At 60.9% G+C, this 21,000-nt stretch carries 22 protein-coding genes and 1 tRNA gene; 14 read left to right on the top strand and 9 right to left on the bottom strand.

The window, feature by feature from the left end:
* Positions 1-321: 321 nt before the first annotated feature.
* A complete protein-coding gene (locus HWQ56_RS09745) occupies positions 322-561 on the bottom strand; it encodes a hypothetical protein (RefSeq protein ID WP_176570309.1) in 240 nt (79 codons plus the stop codon).
* Positions 562-701: 140 nt separating this feature from the next.
* Here HWQ56_RS09745 and HWQ56_RS09740 point away from each other — a divergent pair, with 140 nt between their 5' ends.
* From HWQ56_RS09740 to HWQ56_RS09730, 3 genes are all read left to right on the top strand, one after another.
* Complete coding sequence (locus tag HWQ56_RS09740; protein ID WP_176570308.1) at positions 702-1,841, top strand: PDDEXK-like family protein; 1,140 nt, start codon at positions 702-704, stop codon at positions 1,839-1,841.
* A 269-nt stretch (positions 1,842-2,110) separates the two neighbouring features.
* Positions 2,111-2,989 carry an exonuclease domain-containing protein gene (locus HWQ56_RS09735; protein ID WP_176570307.1) on the top strand — a complete coding sequence of 293 codons (879 nt, stop codon included), beginning with the start codon at positions 2,111-2,113 and terminating at the stop codon, positions 2,987-2,989.
* 107 nt (positions 2,990-3,096) lie between these two features.
* Positions 3,097-3,993: a DUF6216 family protein gene (locus HWQ56_RS09730; protein ID WP_176570306.1), complete on the top strand. Its 897-nt coding sequence runs from the start codon at positions 3,097-3,099 to the stop codon at positions 3,991-3,993.
* An 82-nt stretch (positions 3,994-4,075) separates the two neighbouring features.
* Here HWQ56_RS09730 and HWQ56_RS09725 read toward each other — a convergent pair whose 3' ends face one another.
* From HWQ56_RS09725 to HWQ56_RS09715, 3 genes are all read right to left on the bottom strand, one after another.
* Positions 4,076-4,900 carry a metal-binding protein gene (locus tag HWQ56_RS09725; protein WP_176570305.1) on the bottom strand — a complete coding sequence of 275 codons (825 nt, stop codon included), beginning with the start codon at positions 4,898-4,900 and terminating at the stop codon, positions 4,076-4,078.
* A gap of 122 nt (positions 4,901-5,022) precedes the next feature.
* The gene (locus HWQ56_RS09720; RefSeq protein ID WP_176570304.1) at positions 5,023-5,346 is read right to left on the bottom strand and encodes a hypothetical protein; all 324 of its coding nucleotides are present in this window, start codon (positions 5,344-5,346) and stop codon (positions 5,023-5,025) included.
* A gap of 266 nt (positions 5,347-5,612) precedes the next feature.
* Positions 5,613-5,700 (bottom strand) — tRNA-Ser (locus HWQ56_RS09715).
* A 134-nt stretch (positions 5,701-5,834) separates the two neighbouring features.
* On the opposite strand from HWQ56_RS09715, the gene HWQ56_RS09710 reads away from it, so the two are divergent.
* From HWQ56_RS09710 to HWQ56_RS09675, 8 genes are all read left to right on the top strand, one after another.
* Complete coding sequence (locus tag HWQ56_RS09710; RefSeq protein ID WP_158156940.1) at positions 5,835-6,506, top strand: Bax inhibitor-1/YccA family protein; 672 nt, start codon at positions 5,835-5,837, stop codon at positions 6,504-6,506.
* Positions 6,507-6,686: 180 nt separating this feature from the next.
* Entirely contained in the window at positions 6,687-8,060 is a 1,374-nt protein-coding gene (locus tag HWQ56_RS09705) for a nucleobase:cation symporter-2 family protein (protein WP_158156938.1), read from the top strand.
* 70 nt (positions 8,061-8,130) lie between these two features.
* Positions 8,131-8,523: a sulfurtransferase complex subunit TusD gene (gene tusD / locus HWQ56_RS09700; RefSeq protein WP_158156936.1), complete on the top strand. Its 393-nt coding sequence runs from the start codon at positions 8,131-8,133 to the stop codon at positions 8,521-8,523.
* 1 nt (position 8,524) lies between these two features.
* A complete protein-coding gene (gene tusC, locus HWQ56_RS09695) occupies positions 8,525-8,884 on the top strand; it encodes a sulfurtransferase complex subunit TusC (protein WP_158156934.1) in 360 nt (119 codons plus the stop codon).
* Positions 8,884-9,156: a sulfurtransferase complex subunit TusB gene (gene tusB, locus HWQ56_RS09690; protein ID WP_158156932.1), complete on the top strand. Its 273-nt coding sequence runs from the start codon at positions 8,884-8,886 to the stop codon at positions 9,154-9,156. The genes tusC and tusB overlap by 1 nt, the downstream gene beginning before the upstream one ends.
* Entirely contained in the window at positions 9,153-9,488 is a 336-nt protein-coding gene (locus tag HWQ56_RS09685) for a TusE/DsrC/DsvC family sulfur relay protein (protein ID WP_176570303.1), read from the top strand. Before tusB ends, HWQ56_RS09685 begins: the two co-directional genes overlap by 4 nt.
* On the top strand, positions 9,485-10,486 hold the full coding sequence (locus tag HWQ56_RS09680; RefSeq protein ID WP_176570302.1) for a glycosyl transferase family protein: 1,002 nt from the start codon (positions 9,485-9,487) through the stop codon (positions 10,484-10,486). Before HWQ56_RS09685 ends, HWQ56_RS09680 begins: the two co-directional genes overlap by 4 nt.
* Positions 10,487-10,580: 94 nt before the next feature.
* Positions 10,581-11,579 (top strand): glutathione S-transferase family protein, encoded by a 999-nt coding sequence (locus HWQ56_RS09675; protein WP_176570301.1) that lies wholly within the window; start codon positions 10,581-10,583, stop codon positions 11,577-11,579.
* Positions 11,580-11,652: 73 nt separating this feature from the next.
* Here the strand turns inward: HWQ56_RS09675 and cysG are convergent, their stop codons facing one another.
* From cysG to ftsK, 5 genes are all read right to left on the bottom strand, one after another.
* Positions 11,653-13,047 carry a siroheme synthase CysG gene (gene cysG / locus HWQ56_RS09670; RefSeq protein WP_158156924.1) on the bottom strand — a complete coding sequence of 465 codons (1,395 nt, stop codon included), beginning with the start codon at positions 13,045-13,047 and terminating at the stop codon, positions 11,653-11,655.
* Positions 13,048-14,328 (bottom strand): serine--tRNA ligase, encoded by a 1,281-nt coding sequence (gene serS, locus HWQ56_RS09665; protein ID WP_158156922.1) that lies wholly within the window; start codon positions 14,326-14,328, stop codon positions 13,048-13,050.
* 129 nt (positions 14,329-14,457) lie between these two features.
* The gene (locus HWQ56_RS09660) at positions 14,458-15,783 is read right to left on the bottom strand and encodes a replication-associated recombination protein A (protein WP_158156920.1); all 1,326 of its coding nucleotides are present in this window, start codon (positions 15,781-15,783) and stop codon (positions 14,458-14,460) included.
* 18 nt (positions 15,784-15,801) lie between these two features.
* Positions 15,802-16,425 (bottom strand): outer membrane lipoprotein periplasmic chaperone LolA, encoded by a 624-nt coding sequence (gene lolA, locus HWQ56_RS09655; protein ID WP_158156918.1) that lies wholly within the window; start codon positions 16,423-16,425, stop codon positions 15,802-15,804.
* Between the two features lie 61 nt (positions 16,426-16,486).
* On the bottom strand, positions 16,487-18,904 hold the full coding sequence (gene ftsK / locus HWQ56_RS09650; protein WP_176570300.1) for a DNA translocase FtsK: 2,418 nt from the start codon (positions 18,902-18,904) through the stop codon (positions 16,487-16,489).
* Positions 18,905-19,227: 323 nt separating this feature from the next.
* Here ftsK and aat point away from each other — a divergent pair, with 323 nt between their 5' ends.
* The 3 genes from aat (at position 19,228) to infA (ending at position 20,992) form a co-directional block, all read left to right on the top strand.
* On the top strand, positions 19,228-19,908 hold the full coding sequence (gene aat / locus HWQ56_RS09645) for a leucyl/phenylalanyl-tRNA--protein transferase (RefSeq protein WP_176570299.1): 681 nt from the start codon (positions 19,228-19,230) through the stop codon (positions 19,906-19,908).
* 57 nt (positions 19,909-19,965) lie between these two features.
* Complete coding sequence (locus HWQ56_RS09640; protein WP_176570298.1) at positions 19,966-20,673, top strand: arginyltransferase; 708 nt, start codon at positions 19,966-19,968, stop codon at positions 20,671-20,673.
* A 100-nt stretch (positions 20,674-20,773) separates the two neighbouring features.
* Positions 20,774-20,992: a translation initiation factor IF-1 gene (infA, locus tag HWQ56_RS09635; RefSeq protein ID WP_002553999.1), complete on the top strand. Its 219-nt coding sequence runs from the start codon at positions 20,774-20,776 to the stop codon at positions 20,990-20,992.
* The last annotated feature ends 8 nt before the right edge of the window (positions 20,993-21,000 follow it).

The following is a 21,000-nucleotide window of genomic DNA, read 5'->3' as shown; positions in this document are numbered from 1 at the left end:
TGGTTGGGGCAGGCCAAGCCCTACCGGCGATAAACCACCAACTCCCCGGACGTAGCAATCACCAAGCTGTTCCCCGACCAGGAAAACCCAAACGCCCTCAACTCACGCTCGACCGCCAATTTATGGAAAGCGCATGGCTGTTATAACGTCCGCGATAAAGCCACGATCCAGGTTCCACCAGCAACAGGTGATGTTCCGGCCAACTCAACGTTACGGTCTCAACACACCACCCATCCGGTGACGCCACGGGCAGCCCTCCCCGCTGATCCCTTACATCCTTATATTCATGCCGGCCAGCGGGCCTATTCCTTCGCACTCCAGCTAGGCATCGGTTAGTACATCGTCGGCATAATCCCGCGCGATCTTCGCTCCCGTAAGACAATCGAATACGCCACGCCCTGAACTCGACACCACCAAAAGCAGCTCTGAGTCGCGATGAAAGCCGATGTCAAACAACCCGGCTACGCAATATCGTGCGGCCTCGATCCACGGGCTGGAAGGCGGGGTCATCTTTCGATCATGAATTGCGCAGCGCAGCGGCGTCAGATGGTCAGTGATCATTCACGTTTTTATCAATTCCGTTATCGGCTAACCTTATCATGGGCTACCCTGGGGCCCATCACCATCAGATGGCCATTATCGCAAACTCTGATGTAGCCGATACTGAACCCTGTCCCCGCCCGCACCAGGAACGCCCCTTCATGGACGACTTTCTCCAAACCATAGCCCTCCTCCGCGCCAAGTATCAGCGCCCACCCGGCTTCAACCTCTTCTCGGTGCTACGCAGCTCCAGCGACGAAATCCGCCTCCACTCGCGGTTCCTCGCCTTCCTGCTCGACCCCAAGGCTACCCACAATCAAGGTTCAGCCCTGCTTGGTCTGTTATTGGAGCGCCTGGGCATCCAAAACTTCGATATGGCGCATGCGAGGGTCGACGTCGAATATCAGAACATCGATATCCTCGTCCGCAACCGTGCCGGGCAAGCCGTCATCATCGAGAACAAGATCTACGCAGGCGACCAGGAGGAACAACTCTGGCGCTACCACCAACGCATGCAGGCTGAAGGCAGCAGCGAGGTCTGGACCACATACCTCACACTCGACGGTTCCGAGCCTGATGAGCAAAGCAGCAAGGGCTTGCCTGTCATTCTCGTGAGCTACGAAGCCGAGATCATCGCTTGGCTCAAGGACTGTATTCCACTGGTTGCCCGCGAGCCGGGAGTTCGGGAAAGCCTGTTTCAGTACATCGAGCTGCTTCAGAAACTGACATCGAGCGACCAGGACGAGACATACATGAACAAGCTGCAAGAACAAATTTTGCAGGGTGACAACCTCTTCCTGATCGCGGACCTCAATCATGCGTTCAGGGCGGTGCTCGCTGACTTGCAGTTGGATATCTGGGAACGCATGGCGGCGCAGCAGGCGAGCAAGTACTCACAGATGGGCAATCCAGAAATTACCGTTACCAAGGAGGCAGTTTGCGCCTATTACAAGCGGGCCAAAAACAGTAAGTACATTGGCGCCTATTTCCCCTTCACCTTCATGAAGGGGGGCGTATATATCGAGCTTAACCATCGCCTTTACTGCGGCTACTACTGTGACGGAGGAGAGTTTCCGGAAGACCGTCAACGTTTGCTGGAGCTGAGCCGGGAGATTGCGCCCGCTGCTCGCGGTTCGGATGCACTTTTCTGGAAGTATCCAGCGCTCAATGTGAATCTGCACACCCCATCGAATGAGGATCTCGCGCTGCTTCGCGACCCGGAAACCCGGGAGGTTATTGCGGTAGGTTTGCTCAATGATGCGCTCAGTTTGTGGCAACGTGCGCACGAGAGGTTTGCGTAACCCCAAGAAAATACACCTGGACCAAGCTGCGCCGCTGATGGCCAGCGCAGCCTGCGGCAGCGGCTACGGATTGAGGTGAATGTAATCCAGTAGCAGCGGCCACCACGCCGCGTCATGCCCGCCGCGGTACAGTTGGGATTTGGCGTGGGCCCCGGACGCAGCCTGGCGGCAGCCTACAGGACTAGGGACTGCTCCCCTAGTCAAAGCGTCAGTGGCGACAAAGCACGAGTCGTAGTAGCGTTTAGCCTTCAGCAATCCAGGGAAGGCTTATGTCAGGTAATCGTTTCATCTCGATTGATGTAGAGACGGCAAACTCTTGGTTCGGATCAATTTGCCAAGTTGGTGTGGTTGAGTTTGTAGACGGCCAGATCGCGAATGAGTGGGAAACACTAGTCGATCCCGAGGATCACTTTCACGCAATCAATACCCGGCTTCATGGCATCACTGCAGCCATGGTAATAGGACAGCCGACCTTTCAGGCTGTGCTTGAGATCATTCGGCCATTGGCATCCGATGGTTTGATTACGAGCTATGGTCACTTTGATCGGTCAGCATTCAGCCAAGCCTGCGGGCTTCGGAAGCTGACACCCATAACTAACCCTTGGCTGAACATTCACCCAATTGTGCGAAGAGCATGGCCCGACAAATACGCCGAGAGTGGGTGGGGCTTGAAGGCCGTGTGTAAGCATCTTGGTATTTCTCTTTCACGACATCACAATGCATTAGAAGATGCGAGGGCTGCCGGCCAAGTCTTCATAAGCGCGTGTGAGGCCACAGGGATTTCTCCCTCTGGCTGGCTGACCAGGAACAAACTGCCAATTCAGCGCCCCCCTACCTCAGATATCAACACTGCAGGCCCACTTGCTGGCGAGAGCATGGTATTCACCGGAGCAATGCACATGGGGCGTTCTCAAGCCGAACAATTGGCTATGGCTCTTGGATGTACGTGCTCCAGCACCGTCACCCGTAAGACCACGATTCTCGTCGTCGGTGATCAAGACCTTAGCCGGCTTGGAGGGAAGGAGAAAAGCAGCAAGCATTTGAAGGCCGAGGACTTGATAGAGGCTGGCCAGGAAATTCGAATTGTTGGAGAGACTGATTTCATGGCGATGGTGGCAGTTGATCAAGCGGATAGAAATCAGCCTTGAACCCTAGCCCTCCTTGCCTCTACCGAGTCAGGCTTATCCCTCCAAAACACCGGGTGGCATCCGGTGGATGTAGGATTTTTACCCCACAACCTCAGAGCTCAGTAACCTTGAACGACCAGACATTTACCTCGTTGATGCACTGGCTAGATATCTTGTACAAGCTTTGGCCCATCGCGTGCGGGATAGCGGTGATAGCCATTGTCTGGTCGCGGACACGCTCCCCATTTTTTGTTTTCCATCAGGCTTTGAAATGGCTAGGACTTGAAGGTAAGTACACTTGCGAGGACGACCAGAAGGTTGCCGATGACTATCTAGACCTCAACAAATTCAACCTGAAAACAGGTTTCCAACTGAGGTCGGTCAAGGCAAAACGGAACCTGCATCAGTGGATGCGGGAGCATGAGCTGGAGTTCCCAGAATTACGCCGTGCGGGGCGACTGTTTAAGGCTAATGACCTGACGTTCGACGTGCCGGGCTCGCTGCGCCGCAGGCTTACCCAATTAACCTACGTAGCGTTCGCCGGATGCTTCATGACCAGCGGCCTATTCGTGGCAAATAGCGACTACGCCTTGCTCAAGATCAATGCGACCGGCACCTGGTTTTGGGCAGGGAAAAACGAAGCCTACAGCGTTCGTTTTGAATTTCCAGAGCCTTTCCGTGGCGACGCCTGGAGAATGCAGCAAGGCGATTGTCGATACACCAATCATCCGCAGCCTAATTTGGACATCTGGGAAAGCGATGTCATTTGTCAGTTAGTGGTGGGATTCGGAAACGATTTCGTCTCCGACGCTATTTCATCACAACTGAAAATGGCCGTCGCTCTGGAGTTATTAGGGCTCCTGATGCTGGGACTTCTGGTTCGCTTCATGTTTTGGGTGCGCAGCGCAGGGGAACTGCAGGCACAACTTCACTTAACTCCGCCTGCTTTCGAACGGGAGTCTCACGGCAAACCGGTTGAGGTCACTGAAAGCGGTGCATCGGCCGTGGTAGACGCGTGTGGGTGAGCTTTTCCACCCACAGCCAGGCCTGCACGGGCATCGTCTAGTGTGCCCCACTCTTAACGCTAGGCGTCCACCGCCCGAAACATCATTGCCCCACCGGATAACTGATGATTGCTTGCTGCCCGGCAAGAGCAAAAAACTGGTTTCCCTTCAATTCGACGAAAGAGAACGTGACATAGCGAATATCGTGAACAGATAAATCCAGAATCAATCGATCATCACTAAAAGACAGCTGGCGAGCCTGTACCGGCCAGGTGCCCTCGCCCTTCGCCGTGACCATGAACGCCACCGGAAAAAAGCTCAGTAAGCTGAGGCAAGATTGATGCCCCTCATTGCTGAAAGCGACAAGCTTGGCGCTTATGTGAACATTGCTTGGATAGAACCAATAATGGATGTCATGACTTTGATCGAGCGCATGGTCATCGCCCAACACGAAGCGCTTGAGGGGGTCAAAGTATGCGGTCGGGGTCGGCTCTGTCTCACATTCTTTGACGATCGTCGCGGCCAAGAGGTGTCCAAGCATTGACCTGGCATAGCTGATGGAGTCGATAGCGGCGCTGGCCATAGGAAGAATCTGATCACCAGACTGGAAATAACGGACCACCTGATGCTTCAAATTACGATACGCCTGACCGACCTCACCGTCCGTTCGTCCCAGCAGGTTGTTGCAGCACTGGCAAATGGTCTTGAACCGGCTGCCATTCGTGGACGACACGCCTTTGATGCTGCGATCACCGAGATCTAAGGATTCAGTAATGTGGCGTTGCTCTGTTCTGGTGATCGTGACACAGCATCGAGGTGGAACATGGTCAGAACTTAATTTGCCGTAGCCCCCACAGATCAGGCAGAAGCCTGCCTTGATCCGCGTGTGATTGCACCTTTCGGTCAAGCTCTCACTGTACGCTCCCATCAGCGGCTCCCTCTGCGACCTGGTTTGATATGAACCGGAATATGCTACTCCGCCTCGCGGAGGCCAAGGAACTGCTGAGCGAATCCGATGCCCTCAAGCTGTTCGAGAACTGAACTCCCCCGTTAAAGAGTTGAGCACCAATGATGTGTTATAGGCAGGCCGCGCGCGTCGAGCCGTGTCCTTCCCCCATTCAGTGACGACTGGCTTTGCTCAGGTTTTTTCTGCCATCCCCTCACCTCGATCGCGACGGTTAGGTCGGCCACTCCTTGTGCGATGAAGTCAGCATTCAGGCTCAGAGTCTCCAACGTGCCTGAAATGTTGTCAGCGACTACCTGTGCGCCTTGTTGACGAATCCACAGCGCGACCTCCTTGATGGCAGCTTGAATCGCCATCTGGTTTATGTCGAGCCGTGCGACTAATTGCGTTAACAGCTGGATCTCGCTCATTGCTTCTTCTCCCCCGGGAGCCTGCCGCCGTCATGGACCCAGTCAATGATGACAAGGAAAGTGAAAAGTAGCCGTCATCATCGAAAAGGGAAAATTGGCGGATCGTTAAGGATTCGAATTAACGAATCGGAAATGGCGCCAAAACGGCCAATCTAGAGCGGTTTTGGAAAGTACGCTCATCGCGCAGAAGCAGAACCGGGGAGTGGGGGACCAGCAAAAAGCAGAAACGACAAGACCCGCCTAAAACGGGCCTTGTAGGAGGTATGTGGCGGAAGCGTAGAGATTCGAACTCTAGGATAGTTGCCCATCGACGGTTTTCAAGACCGTTGCCTTAAACCACTCGGCCACGCTTCCAGCTGTGTTGCGGCGTGCATAATACCCGAATGAAACACACTGTCAAACTCTCTTCATGGCCCTGCGCTGCAGGTCTGTTATGATCTTTGCATCTGAACGTTTCAAACCCGGTTTCAACCCAAAGGAGTCTCGCCATGCGCGAACAGGATTACGCAGTCAATAGCAGGCAGCAGGCCGACCAGCTAGAGGTCAGCAAGGTCCTGCGCAATACCTACGGTTTGCTGGCCATGACCCTGGCCTTCAGCGCCGTGACCGCCTATGTGGCGCAACAGATGAACGTGCGCTACCCGAACATTTTCGTGGTGCTGATCGGCTTCTACGGGCTGTTCTTCCTCACCACCAAGCTGCGTGATTCGGCGTGGGGCCTGGTGTCCACCTTTGCTTTGACCGGTTTCATGGGTTACCTGTTGGGCCCAATCCTGAACCGTTACCTGCACATGCAGGGCGGCGCGGAAGTGGTGAGTTCGGCGTTTGCCATGACGGCACTGGTGTTCGGCGGTCTGTCGGCCTACGTGCTGATCACCCGCAAGGACATGAGCTTCCTGGGTGGCTTCATCACCGCGGGCTTCTTCGTGCTGCTGGGTGCGACGCTGGCGGGGCTGTTCTTCCAGATCAGCGGGCTGCAACTGGCGATCAGCGCGGGGTTCGTGCTGTTCTCGTCGGCGTGCATCCTGTTCCAGACCAGCGCGATCATTCAGGGTGGCGAGCGCAACTACATCATGGCGACCATCAGCCTGTATGTATCGATCTACAACCTGTTTGTCAGCTTGCTGCAGTTGTTTGGCCTGATGGGTCGTGATGACTGATTGAGCAGAGCAAGAAAGAGCCCGCTTCGGCGGGCTTTTTCGTGGGTGCAATAAGGGTTTTCGCGGCGGCTACCGGCTCCGATGAAGGAAAACCGGAGGGAATCTGCCGATTATCGTGGGTAGTGGCCTTGTGGCGTGCTTGTCCGTAGAATTGCGCTCTTTTTTTCCAAGGCACCTGCCATGACCGTACAGCAACAGCCCTCCCCGCCCGACCACCAGGACCTGGTGCTGGGCCTGGAAGACCGGCCCCGCCCCTTGATCGCGCTGCTGGCGGCCTTGCAGCATTTGCTGGCGATCATTGTTCCGATCGTGACGCCCGGGTTGCTGATCTGTCAGGCTCTGGGGGTGTCGCCCCATGACACCAACCTGATCGTGTCGATGTCGCTGGTCATCTCCGGGATCGCGACCTTCGTCCAGTGCAAGCGCTTCGGGCCATTTGGCGCGGGCTTGCTGATTGTGCAGGGCACCAGTTTCAACTTCGTCGGGCCGTTGATTGCCGGCGGGGCCTTGATGGTCAAGCAGGGCACGCCGGTGGAAGGCGTGATGGCGGCGATTTTCGGCGTGGTGATCGCCGGGTCGTTCGTGGAAATGGGTATTTCGCGGATCTTGCCGTTCGTGAAGCGGCTGATTACGCCGCTGGTGACTGGCATCGTGGTGCTGATGATCGGCCTGACACTGATCAAGGTAGGCCTGATCAGCATGGGGGGCGGTTTCTCGGCGATGGCCAACGGCACCTTCGCCAACGGCGACAACCTGCTGCTGTCGGGTGTGGTGCTGGCGATCATCGTGGTGCTGAACCGTCTGCCAGTCGTGTGGATGCGCAGCTGCGCCATCGTCATCGCGCTGGCGGTGGGCTATGCGCTGGCAGGCTACATGGGGCGCTTGAATTTCACCGGCATGCATGAGGCGGCGGTGTTTCAGGTGCCGGTGCCGTTGCATTTCGGCCTGGGCTTTTCCTGGGCGCTGTTCATTCCGATGCTGGTGATTTACCTGGTGACGTCGCTGGAGTCCATCGGTGACGTGACGGCCACCAGCAAGGTGTCGCGCCAACCGGTGGAAGGCCCGGTGTGGATGCAGCGTATCAAGGGCGGGGTGCTGGTGAACGGTGCCAACTCGCTGTTGGCCGGCATTTTCAATACCTTCCCCAGTTCCATCTTCGCCCAGAACAACGGCGTGATTCAGCTGACCGGTATCGCCAGCCGCCACATTGGTGTGTGGATCGCGGGCATGCTGGTGATTCTGGGGCTGTTCCCGACAGTGGCCGGGGTGATCCAGGCTGTACCGGAGCCGGTGCTGGGTGGCGCGGCCATGGTGATGTTCGGGGCCGTGGCGGCGTCGGGCATCAATATCCTGGCGAGTATCCACCTGGACCGTCGTGCGTTGCTGATTATCGCGGTGTCCCTGGCTCTGGGCCTGGGCGTGGCCCAGGTGCCAGAGTTCCTGGCCCACATGCCGTCGGCGCTGCGCAACGTGCTGGAGTCGGGCGTGGCCACCGGTGGTATCTGTGCGCTGGTGCTGAACTGGTTCCTGCCCGAGGCACGCGACGGCCGTTGAGGCGCGTGCGGCGGGCTTTTTTGGCGGCCAGGCTTTATCATTCCGGCAGATTTGCTGACAGAGCCGCGCCATGAAGTTCGCCATCGCTGTATTTTCCCCCGCCCATGCGCCCTCCTCGCGCCGCGCCCTGCGGTTTGCCGAGGCGGCGCTGGCGGGCGGCCATGAGATCGTCCGCTTGTTCTTCTACCAGGACGGGGTGCACAGCGCCTCGGGCAACGTGGTTGCCCCCCAGGATGAAACGGACATCGCCGCGCAGTGGCGTACCTTTATTACCGAGCAGCAGCTGGATGCGGTGGTGTGCATCGCCGCAGCGCTGCGCCGTGGCGTGCTCAATGAAGAAGAAGCTCGGCGCTGGAACCGTCCGGCCGCCAACCTGCCCGCGCCCTGGGAATTGTCCGGGCTGGGGCAATTGCATGAGGCCGCGCAGTTGGCCGACCGCCTTGTGACTTTTGGGGGGCAATGAGATGGCCAAGTCGCTGTTGATCATCAGCCGTCAGGCCCCCTGGTCTGGCCCAGGTCCGCGCGAAGCGCTGGATATTGCCCTGGCCGGCGGCGCCTTCGACCTGCCGCTGGGCATGCTGTTTCTTGATGACGGGGTTTTTCAGTTGATGCCGGGGCAGGCGCCTGGCCAGGTGCAACAGAAAGACCTGACCGCCAACCTGCAGGCCCTGCCGATGTTTGGCGTGGATGAGCTGTTCGTGGCTGCCAGTAGCCTGCGTGCCCGCGGGCTGGACAGCGTGCCGCTGAGCCTGGAGGCGCAGGTGCTGGAAGATGATGCCCTGGCCGCCCTTGTCGACCGTTTTGATCAGGTGATTACCCTCTGATGGCTACCTTGCATGTGTTGTCCCATTCGCCCTTCAGCGATCAGCGCCTGGCCAGTTGCCTGCGCGTGCTGGGGGCCCGCGATGGCGTGCTGCTGACCGGTGACGCGGTGTACGCACTGTTGAATGACGATCTGGCGCACCTGGCGGGCCGGCTCTACGCCCTGGAAGAAGATGTCAAGGCGCGGGCGCTCACCACCACGGCGCAGGTCGTGGATTACCCAGGCTTCGTGCAGCTTTCCATTGATTACGACAAGGTCAACACCTGGCTATGAGCGAACTGATTGTCGATGGCCGCCCGATCGCCCTGGACCAGAACGGCTTTCTGGAAGACCTGACCGAGTGGTCCAAACCTGTCGCCGAAGCCTTGGCGGCGCGGGAAAGCATTGCCCTGACCCCAGAACACTGGGAGGTGCTGGAGGTGTTGCGCCAGTTCTACCAGGAGTTTCAGCTGTCGCCGGCCACGCGCCCGCTGATCAAGTACACGGCGCTGAAACTGGGCGCCGAGAAAGGCAACAGCCCGCACCTGAACCGCCTGTTCAATGGCACCCCCGCCAAACTCGCCGCCAAGCTGGCGGGCCTGCCCAAACCGACCAATTGCATATGACCGACTACCCCGCCCTGCTGCTGGAAACCCCTGCCGAGCACCCCTTCGCCCCCTTCGTTCGCGCCCTGGGCAAGGGCAAGCGCGGCGCTCGCAACCTGACCCGCGACGAGGCCCGTGAGGCCATGGGCCTGTTGCTGGACGAGCAGGTCGAGGAAGCGCAACTGGGCGCCTTCCTGATGCTGCTGCGCCATAAGGAAGAAAGTGCCGAGGAGTTGGCCGGTTTCACTGAGGCCTTGCGCGCTCGGCTCAGGCCTCCCCCACTGACCGTGGACATCGACTGGCCCACCTACGCCGGCAAGAAGCGCCACCTGCCCTGGTACCTGCTGGCGGCCAAGTGCCTGGCCGGCAACGGTGTGCGCATTCTGATCCACGGCGGCGGCGCGCACACCGCTGGGCGCCTGTATACCGAACAATTGCTGGGCACCGTCGGCATTCCCCTGGCCCGTGGCTGGGACGCGGTGGGCCGGGCGCTGGACAGCCATGGCCTGGCGTTCGCGCCGCTGGTGGACTGGGCGCCGCAGTTGCAGCGCATGATTGATCTGCGCAATACGTTGGGCCTGCGGTCGCCGATCCACTCCCTGGCACGCATTCTCAACCCGCTGGGTGCCCGTTGTGGCCTGCAGAGCATCTTCCACCCTGGCTACCAGGCGGTGCACCGCGATGCCAGCGGCCTGCTGGGCGACCACGCTATCGTGGTGAAGGGCGATGGCGGCGAGATCGAAGTCAACCCGGACAGCCCCAGTCATCTGTATGGCACCACCGGCGGCCAGAGCTGGGACGAAGAGTGGCCGCAGCTCTCGGCCCAGCGCCACGTCAAGCCGGCCACCTTGGACCCGACGCACCTGCTGGCGGTATGGCGGGGCGACGCCGAGGACAGCTATGGCGAGATGGCGCTGATCTCGACCATGGCCTTGGCCTTGCGCGGCCTGGGCAAAAACCGTGATGACGCCTTTGCGACAGCACGCCAGTACTGGGACGCCCGCGATAGATCGATCTAGCCGATAGATACCGCCGGGGTTTTGCGCTATTTATTCGAACTGCGGCCCGTACACTGGACTCCAACGCTTATGAAATCTGCCGGGAGTACAGGGTATGGGCTTGCTGATCGAAGGGCGCTGGCATGACCAGTGGTATGAAAGCAGCAAAGACGGTGCGTTCCAGCGCGAAGCAGCCAAACGCCGCAACTGGGTCACCGCGGACGGCAGCCCGGGCCCCAGCGGCGAAGGCGGCTTCAAGGCCGAGGCCGGCCGTTACCACCTGTATGTTTCGCTGGCCTGCCCGTGGGCGCACCGCACGCTGATCGTGCGTCAGCTCAAGGGGCTTGAAAGCCTGATCGACGTGTCTGTGGTCAGCTGGCTGATGCGCGAGAATGGCTGGACCTTCGATACTTCCCTGGGCTCGACCGGCGACAAGCTCGACGGGTTTGCCTTCATGCACCAGCGTTACACCTCGGAAACCCCGGATTACACCGGGCGCGTGACCGTGCCGGTGCTGTGGGACAAGCAACTCAAGCGGATCGTCAGCAATGAATCGGCGGAGATCATCCGCATGTTCAACAGCGCCTTCAACGCGCTGACTGGCAATACGCTGGACCTGTACCCGGAACCCTTGCGGCCGGCAATCGAGGCCCTGAACGAGGCGATCTACCCAGCGGTGAACAACGGCGTGTATCGCGCAGGCTTTGCCACGTCGCAGGCGGCCTATGAGCAGGCGTTCGATGAAGTGTTTGCCGAGCTGGATAGGTTGGAAGCCCTGCTGGGCCAAAAGCGCTACCTGGCGGGAGAGTACCTGACCGAGGCGGATGTGCGCTTGTTCACCACGATCATTCGCTTTGACGCGGTGTACCACGGGCACTTCAAGTGCAATTTGCGCCGGATCGTCGATTACCCGAACCTGTCGAACTGGCTGCGTGAGCTGTACCAGTGGCCAGGCGTGGCGCAGACGGTGGATTTCCAGCACATCAAGCATCATTACTATGGCAGCCATGCCACCATCAACCCGACAGGCATTGTGCCGAAGGGACCGGCGCAGGATTTTTCCGTAGCGCACGACCGCGGGCGGTTGGCGGGGCGTGGGATTTTTGCGGGTTGAGCGTGGGACGCGACCTGGGGGGCGCTGCTACGGGAAAACCGTGTAGCAGCGCCCGCCAGACCGGGTCAGGGCCTTACACAGTGCGCTGAGCGCCTTCGAACCACGCCAGTTTCTCGCGCAACTGCACCACTTCCCCCACGATGACCAGCGTCGGCGCATGCACTTCATGCTCCGCGACCAACCGTGGCAGGTCGGCCAGGGTGCCGGTGAACACGCGCTGGTTGACCGTGGTGCCTTGCTGCACCAGTGCTGCCGGCGTATCAGCAGCACGGCCATGGGCAATCAGTTGTTGGCAGATGATCGGCAAGCCCACCAGGCCCATGTAGAACACCAGGGTCTGGGCCGGCGCCACCAGGTCTGCCCAAGGCAGGTCGCTGGTGCCGTCCTTGAGGTGGCCGGTGATGAAGCGTACCGACTGGGCATGGTCGCGGTGGGTCAGCGGGATGCCGGCGTAAGCCGCGCAACCACTGGCCGCGGTAATGCCCGGCACCACCTGGAAGGGGATGCCATGGGCCGCCAGCTCTTCGATTTCCTCACCACCACGGCCGAAGATGAACGGGTCGCCGCCCTTGAGCCGCACCACGCGCTTGCCTTGCTTGGCCAGGGTCACCAGTTGCTGGTTGATCTGGTCCTGAGGGACGGCGTGGTCGGCGCGACGCTTGCCAACGTAGATGCGCTCGGCATCTCGACGGCACAACTCGATGATGGCCGGGGCCACCAGGCGGTCGTACAGCACCACGTCGGCCTGCTGCATCAGGCGCAAGGCCTTGAAGGTCAGCAAATCGGGATCACCCGGGCCAGCCCCCACCAGGTAGACTTCACCCGGTGCATGGGGTGGCTGGCCGTGGATTTTCTCCACCAGCATCTTTTCCGCTTCGGCGCCCTGCCCCGCCAGCTGGCGGTCGGCGATCGGGCCCTGGAACACTTCCTCCCAGAACGCACGGCGTTGCTGCACGTCCGGGTACAGGCCTTTGACCTGGGCACGAAAGCGCGCCGCGAGGCCGGCCAGTTCGCCGTAGGCGGCAGGAATCCAGGCCTCCATCTTGGCGCGGATCAAGCGCGCCAGCACCGGGGCGTCACCGCCACTGGACACCGCCACCACCAGGGGTGAACGGTCGACAATGGCCGGGAAGATCACGCTGCACAGGGCTGGCGCGTCCACCACGTTGACTGGCACACAACGCGCCTTGGCGTCGGCAGACACCTGGGCGTTGAGGGCTTCGTCATCGGTGGCGGCAATGATCAGTTGGCAACCGTCCAGGTCGCTTTCCTGATAACCGCGCAGCACGGCTTCACCGCCGCTGCTCTGGAGCAATTCGCCCAGCTGGGTTTCGATCGCCGGGGCGACCACGCGCAGCAGCGCGCCGGCATCAGCCAGCAGACGCGACTTGCGCAAGGCGATCTCGCCCCCGCCCACGACCAGCACATGGCTGCCCTTGAGCTTGTGGAACAGCGGCAGAAACTCCATTTAGCCGATGACCTCAAGGCCGCCCATGTAAGGCTTCAGCACGTCCGGCACACGGATGGAACCGTCAGCCTGCTGGTAGTTTTCCAGCACGGCCACCAGGGTACGGCCCACGGCCAGGCCCGAACCGTTGAGGGTGTGCACCAGCTCCGGCTTGCCGGTTTCCGGGTTGCGGAAGCGCGCCTGCATGCGGCGGGCCTGGAAATCACCGGTGTTGGAACACGAGGAGATTTCGCGGTACTTGTCCTGGCTGGGAATCCACACTTCCAGGTCGTAGGTTTTCACCGCGCTGAAGCCCATGTCGCCCGTGCACAGGGCCAGCACGCGGTAGGGCAGTTCCAGGGCCTGCAGGACGCGCTCGGCATTGGCGGTCAGGCTTTCCAGGGCTTCCATGGATTTCGACGGCTCGACCACCTGCACCATCTCGACCTTGTCGAACTGGTGCTGGCGAATCATGCCGCGGGTGTCACGGCCCGAAGCACCGGCTTCACTGCGGAAGCACGGGGTGTGGGCAACCAGTTTCAATGGCAGTTGCTTGGCGTCGAGGATCTCGCCGGCAACGATGTTGGTCAGCGACACTTCAGCGGTCGGGATCAGGTACAGGTCGGCCTCGCCTTCGCGGCTGATCTTGAACAGGTCTTCCTCGAACTTGGGCAGCTGACCAGTGCCTTTGAGCGCCGGGGCCTGTACCAAGTAAGGGGTGTAGGCCTCTTCGTAACCGTGTTCGGTGACGTGCAGGTTGATCATGAACTGCGCCAAGGCGCGGTGCAGGCGGGCAATCGGGCCGCGCAGCAGGGCGAAACGGGCGCCCGACAGCTTGGCCGCGGTCTCGAAGTCCAGCCAGCCGAACTTTTCGCCCAGGGCGACGTGGTCTTTGACGTCGAAACCGAAGTCGGCCGGGGTGCCCCAGCGGCGCACTTCGACGTTGCCGTCTTCGTCTTCGCCCACTGGTACCGATTCGTGCGGCAGGTTGGGGATGCCCAGCACGATGGCGTCCAGCTCGCCCTGCAGCTTGTCCAGCTCGGCCTTGCCTTCGGCCAGCTCGCCGGCCATGCGGTCGACGTCCGCCATCAGCGGCGCGATGTCTTCGCCGCGCTGCTTGGCCTGGCCAATGGATTTGGAGCGGGCGTTACGCTCGGCCTGCAGTTGCTCGGTGCGGGTCTGTACGGTCTTGCGCTGGGCTTCCAGCGCTTCCAGGCGCGCCACGTCCAGGCTGTAGCCACGGGCTGCGAGGCGATCCGCGGTTTCGTGGAGCTTGGTACGCAAAATCAGGGGATCGAGCATGTCGGTCTCTCGTTATCAAATTAAGTCTTGGTCAGCCCTTGTTGCGGGCAGGACACCGGGCAGCCGACCATATTAGCGGCCAGCGTACCGGGATAGAAGGGCTGTTTCCAGTTGAGTGTTGCAGGTTTCTCAAGGCTTGCGGCGCTGACGCGGGCTCAGGCGGTCCAGTTGGGCCAGGTGCTTGAGCTTCTCGCCGATCTTCAGTTCCAGGCCGCGGGGCACGGGCTGGTAGTACGGCCGCGGTTCCAGCTGGTCGGGGAAGTAGTCTTCACCGGCGGCGTAGGCATCAGGCTCGTCGTGGGCGTAGCGGTATTCCTCACCGTAACCCAATTGCTTCATCAGCTTGGTCGGCGCATTGCGCAGGTGCAGCGGCACTTCCATGGAGCCGAACTCGGCCGCTTCACGCATGGCCTGCTTGAAGCCCATGTACACGGCATTGCTCTTCGGCGCGCAGGCCAGGTAGACGATGGCCTGGGCCACGGCCAGCTCGCCCTCGGGGCTGCCAAGGCGCTCCTGTACGTCCCAGGCCGCCAGGCACAGGCTCAGGGCGCGGGGGTCGGCGTTGCCGATGTCCTCGCTGGCCATGCGCACCACGCGCCGTGCCACGTACAGCGGGTCGCAACCACCGTCCATCATGCGGGCGTACCAGTACAGCGCGCCGTCGGGGTTGGAGCCGCGCACGGATTTGTGCAGCGCCGATATCTGGTCGTAGAACGCTTCGCCGCCCTTGTCGAAGCGCCGGCGGGTATCACCCAGCAGGCTTTGCAACAGGTCGGTGCCGATTTCCTCGCCGTCTTCGGCCAGGTCCGACGCATTCTCCAGCAGGTTGAGCATGCGCCGGCCATCGCCGTCGGCGGCCGCCAGCAGCATGGCGAAGGCTTCGTCACCCAGGCGTAATTGACGCTTGCCCAGGCCACGCTCCTCGTTCAAGGCGCGGTCAACCAACCGGCGCAAAGCCGGCTCGTCGAGACTTTTCAGCACGTATACCCGCGCCCGCGATAGCAACGCGTTGTTGAGCTCGAACGAAGGATTTTCGGTGGTGGCGCCGATGAAGATCAGCGTGCCGTCTTCCACATAAGGCAGGAAGGCATCCTGCTGGGACTTGTTGAAACGGTGCACTTCGTCGACGAACAGAATGGTACGCCGGCCGTACTGGGCTGCCTGCTGCTTGGCCACTTCCACGGCCTGGCGAATTTCCTTGACCCCGGCCAGCACCGCCGAGACGGTCTCGAAATGGGCATCGGAGACTTCCGCCAATAGCCGCGCCAGCGTGGTCTTGCCCACCCCGGGCGGCCCCCAGAAGATCATCGAGTGCAGGGCGCCCTGCTCCAGTGCCTCGCGCAGCGGCTTGCCGCGCGCCAGCAGGTGCTCCTGGCCGACGTATTCGTCCAGGTTGCGGGCCCGCAGGCGGGCGGCCAGGGGCTGGGCGATGGGCTCGCTGCGAAACAGGTCCATGACGGCGCTCGGGTCCTCTTATTCCTGGATCACGTCGGTGCCCTTGGGCGCGACGAAGGTGAACTTGCTCTTGTCCACGGGGGCGTTGGCCTTGACCGCGGTGAACAGGATGTTGGTGCGCTGGCCGACGCTGTCGATCAGCTGCATGTCATTGATCAGGCCCTTGCGGAACGACAGGCGCAGGGAATCGAACAGCGTGTCTTTGGTCTTGGGCTTGAGCATGAAGTCGATCACGTCACCCGATTCCTTGGCGCTGATGTCGAAGCTCTGGCTGATCTTCGACACGTCACCGGACAGCAGCAACGCTGGGGTCTGGGTCAGGCGCTGGTCGAGTTTCTTGATGGTCACCTGCTCGAGGTCCGGGTCATACAGGGTCACTTTCTGACCATCGGAGACCATGGTCTGCTCGTTCGGCGCGTCGGTGTGCCAGTAGAACAGGCCAGGGCGCTGCAAGACCATTTCACCCGCGGTTTCCTGCAGCTGGGTGCCGCTGCCGTCCAGGGTCAACTGCGAAAAACGGGCGGACAGGGTCTGGGAATTTTCCAGCAGCTTGGTCAGGCTCGACACGTCCTGGTCGGCGGCATGGGCCGGCAGCGTGGAGAAGGCCAGGGCAGAAACCAACAGCATGCGAATCAGGCGCATGGGAATCCTCGTACAGTAGAAAAAGACCGGTCGCCGTTCATTCGACAACCGGTTGGGTCATTCAGTCCCGCGCAGGACCAGGGGCGATCACTTCTCGCGAACCGTTGGTGTTCATGGGCGTGACCACGCCAGCCATTTCCATGGCTTCGATCATGCGCGCCGCACGGTTGTAGCCGATCTTGAGCTTGCGCTGCACCGCGGAAATAGACGCCCGGCGGCTTTCCAGCACGAAGTTGACCGCTTCGTCATACAACGCGTCCGACTCGCTGTCTTCACCGTCGCCGCCACCGCCGCCGCCACCCTCGAAGCCGCTGCCGGCTTCCTCGACACCCGCCAGGATGTCTTCGTTGTAATCGGGCACGCCGCGCAATTTCCAGGCTTCCACCACGCGGTGCACTTCCTCGTCGGAGACGAAGGCACCGTGCACGCGGATCGGCAGGCTGGTGCCGGGTGGCATGTACAACATGTCGCCGTGGCCCAGCAGTTGCTCCGCGCCGCCCTGGTCGATGATGGTCCGGGAGTCGATCTTGCTCGACACCTGGAACGCCATGCGGGTGGGGATGTTGGCCTTGATCAGGCCGGTGATCACGTCCACCGAGGGGCGCTGGGTGGCCAGGATCAGGTGGATACCGGCGGCACGGGCCTTCTGGGCGATACGGGCAATCAGCTCTTCGACCTTCTTGCCGACGATCATCATCATGTCGGCGAATTCGTCGACGATGACCACGATGGTCGGCAGGGTTTTCAAGAGTGGCGCCTCGTCGTCCATGCTCTCGCGACGGTACAGCGGGTCGGTGAGCGGCGTGCCCTCCTCCTGGGCGTCCTTGACCTTTCGGTTGAAGCCGGCGAGGTTACGCACGCCCATGGCCGCCATCAACTTGTAGCGCCGTTCCATCTCGGCGACGCTCCAGCGCAGTGCGTTGGCGGCGTCCTTCATGTCGGTGACCACCGGGCAGAGCAGGTGCGGAATGCCTTCGTAGATCGACAACTCGAGCATTTTCGGGTCGATCATGATCAGCTTGGCGTCTTCGGGGCTGGACTTGAACAGGATCGACAGGATCATGGCGTTCACGCCCACCGACTTACCGGAACCGGTGGTACCGGCCACCAGCAGGTGGGGCATCTTGGCAAGGTCGGTAATGACCGGCTTGCCGCCGATGTCATGGCCCAGGGCCATGGTGACCGGCGATTTCGCTTCGTCGTACTGGGGCGACGATAGCACCTCGGAGAAACGCACGATCTGCCGGTCTTCGTTGGGAATCTCGATCCCCACGGTGGTCTTGCCGGGAATCACTTCCACCACGCGCACGCTGGTCACGGCCAGGGACCGCGCCAGGTCCTTGGCCAGGTTGGCGATGCGGCTGACCTTCACGCCCGCGGCCGGCTGGATCTCGTAACGGGTAATGACCGGGCCCGGGTGGATGGAGTCCACCGACACCTCGACGCCGAATTCCTTGAGTTTGATTTCCAGCAGGTGGCCCACGCCCGCCAGGGATTCCGGCGAATAGTTGACCTTCTTCTTTTCCGCCGGGTCGAGGATCGAGATGGGCGGCAAGGTGCCTTCCACCGCGCTGTCGATGAACAGCGGCACCTGTTTTTCCTTCTGCACGCGCTTGCTCGGCTCTGGCGCCTTGGCCATGGCCGGGGCCGGCATGATCACCGGTGGCGCCTGCTTCTCGCGCTCGCTGGTGTGCTTGGCCAGCGACACGTCCCGTTCGATGATGCGCTCCTTGGCCTTGGCCTGCTCGCGACGGTCCGGTGTCACGGGCGCGACCACGTCGTGCACGCGCACGTCTACCTCGCGCAACTGCGCTTCCAGGCGGCGACGCTCGTTGCGCGCGGCCCACCAGCGGCCAGCGGCGCCCTGCACCAGTTCCAGCAGGTCGAGGGTGATCTTGCCGGTCAGGTCCATGACCTTGAACCACGACAGGTCGGTGAACACCGTCAGGCCGAACAGGAACAGGGCGATGAACAGCAAGGTGCTGCCCTGGGTGTTCAGGGCGTTGCGGGCCAGGTCGCCGAGGCTTTCGCCCAGGGCACCGCCCGCCGAGGCCGGGAGGTTTGGCGTGGAATGGAAATGGATGTGCGCCAACGCGGCACCGGACAGCACCAGGAACACCAGGCCGATCAGCCGCCAGGAGAACAGCCAGCCGCTCCACTGCCAGGGTTGGTGCCGTTCACGGAAGATCTGCCAGGTTTTCACCGCCAGCAGCAACGGAAATATATAGGCGAAGTAGCCCAATACCATGAACAGGATGTCAGCCGCGAAGGCCCCGGCGCGGCCGGCAGCGTTCTGCACCTCATGGGCCGTGCTGGTGTGGCTCCAGCCCGGGTCGGCCTGGTCGTAGGTGAGCAGTGCCATCCACAGGTACAGGCACAAGGCGCCCATGGCGATCAGGGCACCTTCCTTGAGCCGGTAGTGCATTTGCTGACGCCACAGGGGCACTACGGGATTGGGTGTCGCGGTGGATTTCTTCAAAACAGGTCTTTTCCTGCGCCCTTGGGCGCGCACAACGGATGATTGACTAAAAAAATCATGCAAATGAATGGCGCATTGTACGGGTTCGCCACAGCATAGCCCAGCGCGTCTGGCGCCAGCCAATTGGAGCATGCATTACCTTTCGTGACAAAGGCTTATGCAGGCTTTTCAAACGAGATGGCGAAGGATTACGACCGCGAGATGCGCGCGGAGTTGCAGGCAGGGGTTTTTATCCTCAATACTGCCCTCAAAGCGCCTGGCTCGGGACCTGCCAATGCCCCGTCAGGCCACGCATCCTCCCCTCCCCCACCGCAAAAGACCCCATGCTGACCTGGTTAAAGAAGAACGACCTGAGCTTCCCCCCGCTGGACAAGGCCCTGCGCGAGCCCAACGGATTGCTGGCCGCCGGTGGCGACCTGAGCGCCGAGCGCCTGGTGCAGGCCTACCGCCATGGCTGCTTCCCCTGGTACCAGGACGGCCAGCCCATCCTGTGGTGGTCCCCCGACCCGCGCACGGTGCTATTTCCTGCCGAACTGCATGTGTCCCGCAGCCTGGCCAAGGTGCTTCGCCAACAGCGCTACCGCGTCAGCTTCGATCAGGACTTCCCCGCGGTGATCCGGGCCTGCGCTGGCCCCCGCGCCTACGCCGATGGCACCTGGATCACCGACAGCATGCAGGCGGCCTACATCAAGTTGCACGAGCAGGGCCTGGCGCATTCGGTAGAGGTATGGGACGGCGACACCCTGGTAGGCGGCCTTTACGGTCTGGCCATGGGCCGGCTGTTTTTCGGCGAGTCGATGTTCAGCCACGCCGACAACGCCTCCAAGGTCGGCTTCGCTACCCTGGTGCGCCACCTGCAGGGCGCCGGCTTCGAATTGATCGACTGCCAGATGCCCACCGACCACCTGATCAGCCTGGGCGCGCGGTCCATCAGCCGTGATGACTTCGCCTGGCACCTGCGCACTTACCTGGACCAGCCCAGCAGCGCAACCTGGGTTTGTTAGGCGAGTTGGTCACAGCTGGCTTACACTTATCCAAAGGTTTCGATCCGAGGGTTGATCATGACTGAGTTGGCGCGGTTGAAGTTCTATGCCACTCAACCCCATTCGTGCAGCTATTTGCCGGAAGAACAGGCCACCACCCTGTTCCTCGACCCCAGCCAGCCGATGGACGTGCACGTCTACGCCGACCTGTCGGAAATGGGTTTTCGGCGCAGCGGCGATCACCTCTACCGCCCCCATTGCCAGCGCTGCAATGCGTGCGTGCCGGCGCGCATTCCTGCTTCCAGCTTCAGCCCCAGCCGCCAGCAGAAACGCATCCTCAAGCGCAATACCGATATCCAGGTGACCTCCAGCAAGCCGGCGTTCAGCGAGGAATATTTCGATCTTTACCAGCGCTATATCGAACAGCGCCATGCCGACGGCGACATGTACCCGCCCAGCCGGGACCAATTCTCAACGTTCCTGGTACGCGATCTGCCATTTTCGCGCTTCTATGAATTCCGCCGTGACGGCCAACTATTGGCGGTGGCAGTCACCGACCTGTTGCCCAATGGGCTGTCGGCGGTCTACACCTTTTACGAACCGGCTGAAGAGCGCCGCAGCCTGGGCCGTTTCGCCATTCTGTGGCAGATAGGCGAGGCCTCGCGCCTGGGGCTGGACGCGGTGTACCTGGGCTACTGGATCAAGAACTGTAAAAAAATGAATTACAAGACTCAGTATCGGCCCATCGAGCTGCTGATCAACCAGCGTTGGGTTACGTTAAACTGAAGGGTCTTGGCGTTCCGCCCCTTTTTCAGGCACAATGCACGCCGCTTTTGCCTGGCGCAGTTGCACCGGGCCATTAACTGGACACCGAGGGCTTTACTGCATGTCGAAAGAAGACAGCTTCGAAATGGAAGGCACTGTCGTCGACACCCTACCTAACACCATGTTTCGCGTGGAGTTGGAAAATGGGCACGTCGTAACCGCGCATATCTCCGGCAAGATGCGCAAGAACTACATTCGTATTCTGACCGGTGACAAGGTGCGCGTCGAGCTGACGCCCTATGACTTGAGCAAAGGGCGCATTACCTACCGCGCTCGTTAAGCAGCACA

It is taken from the genome of Pseudomonas eucalypticola (assembly GCF_013374995.1).
In the GTDB taxonomy this organism is placed as follows: Bacteria; Pseudomonadota; Gammaproteobacteria; order Pseudomonadales; family Pseudomonadaceae; genus Aquipseudomonas; species Aquipseudomonas eucalypticola.
The sequence above is the reverse complement of the archived record's forward strand: the minus strand, read 5'-3'. Positions and strand labels throughout refer to the sequence as shown.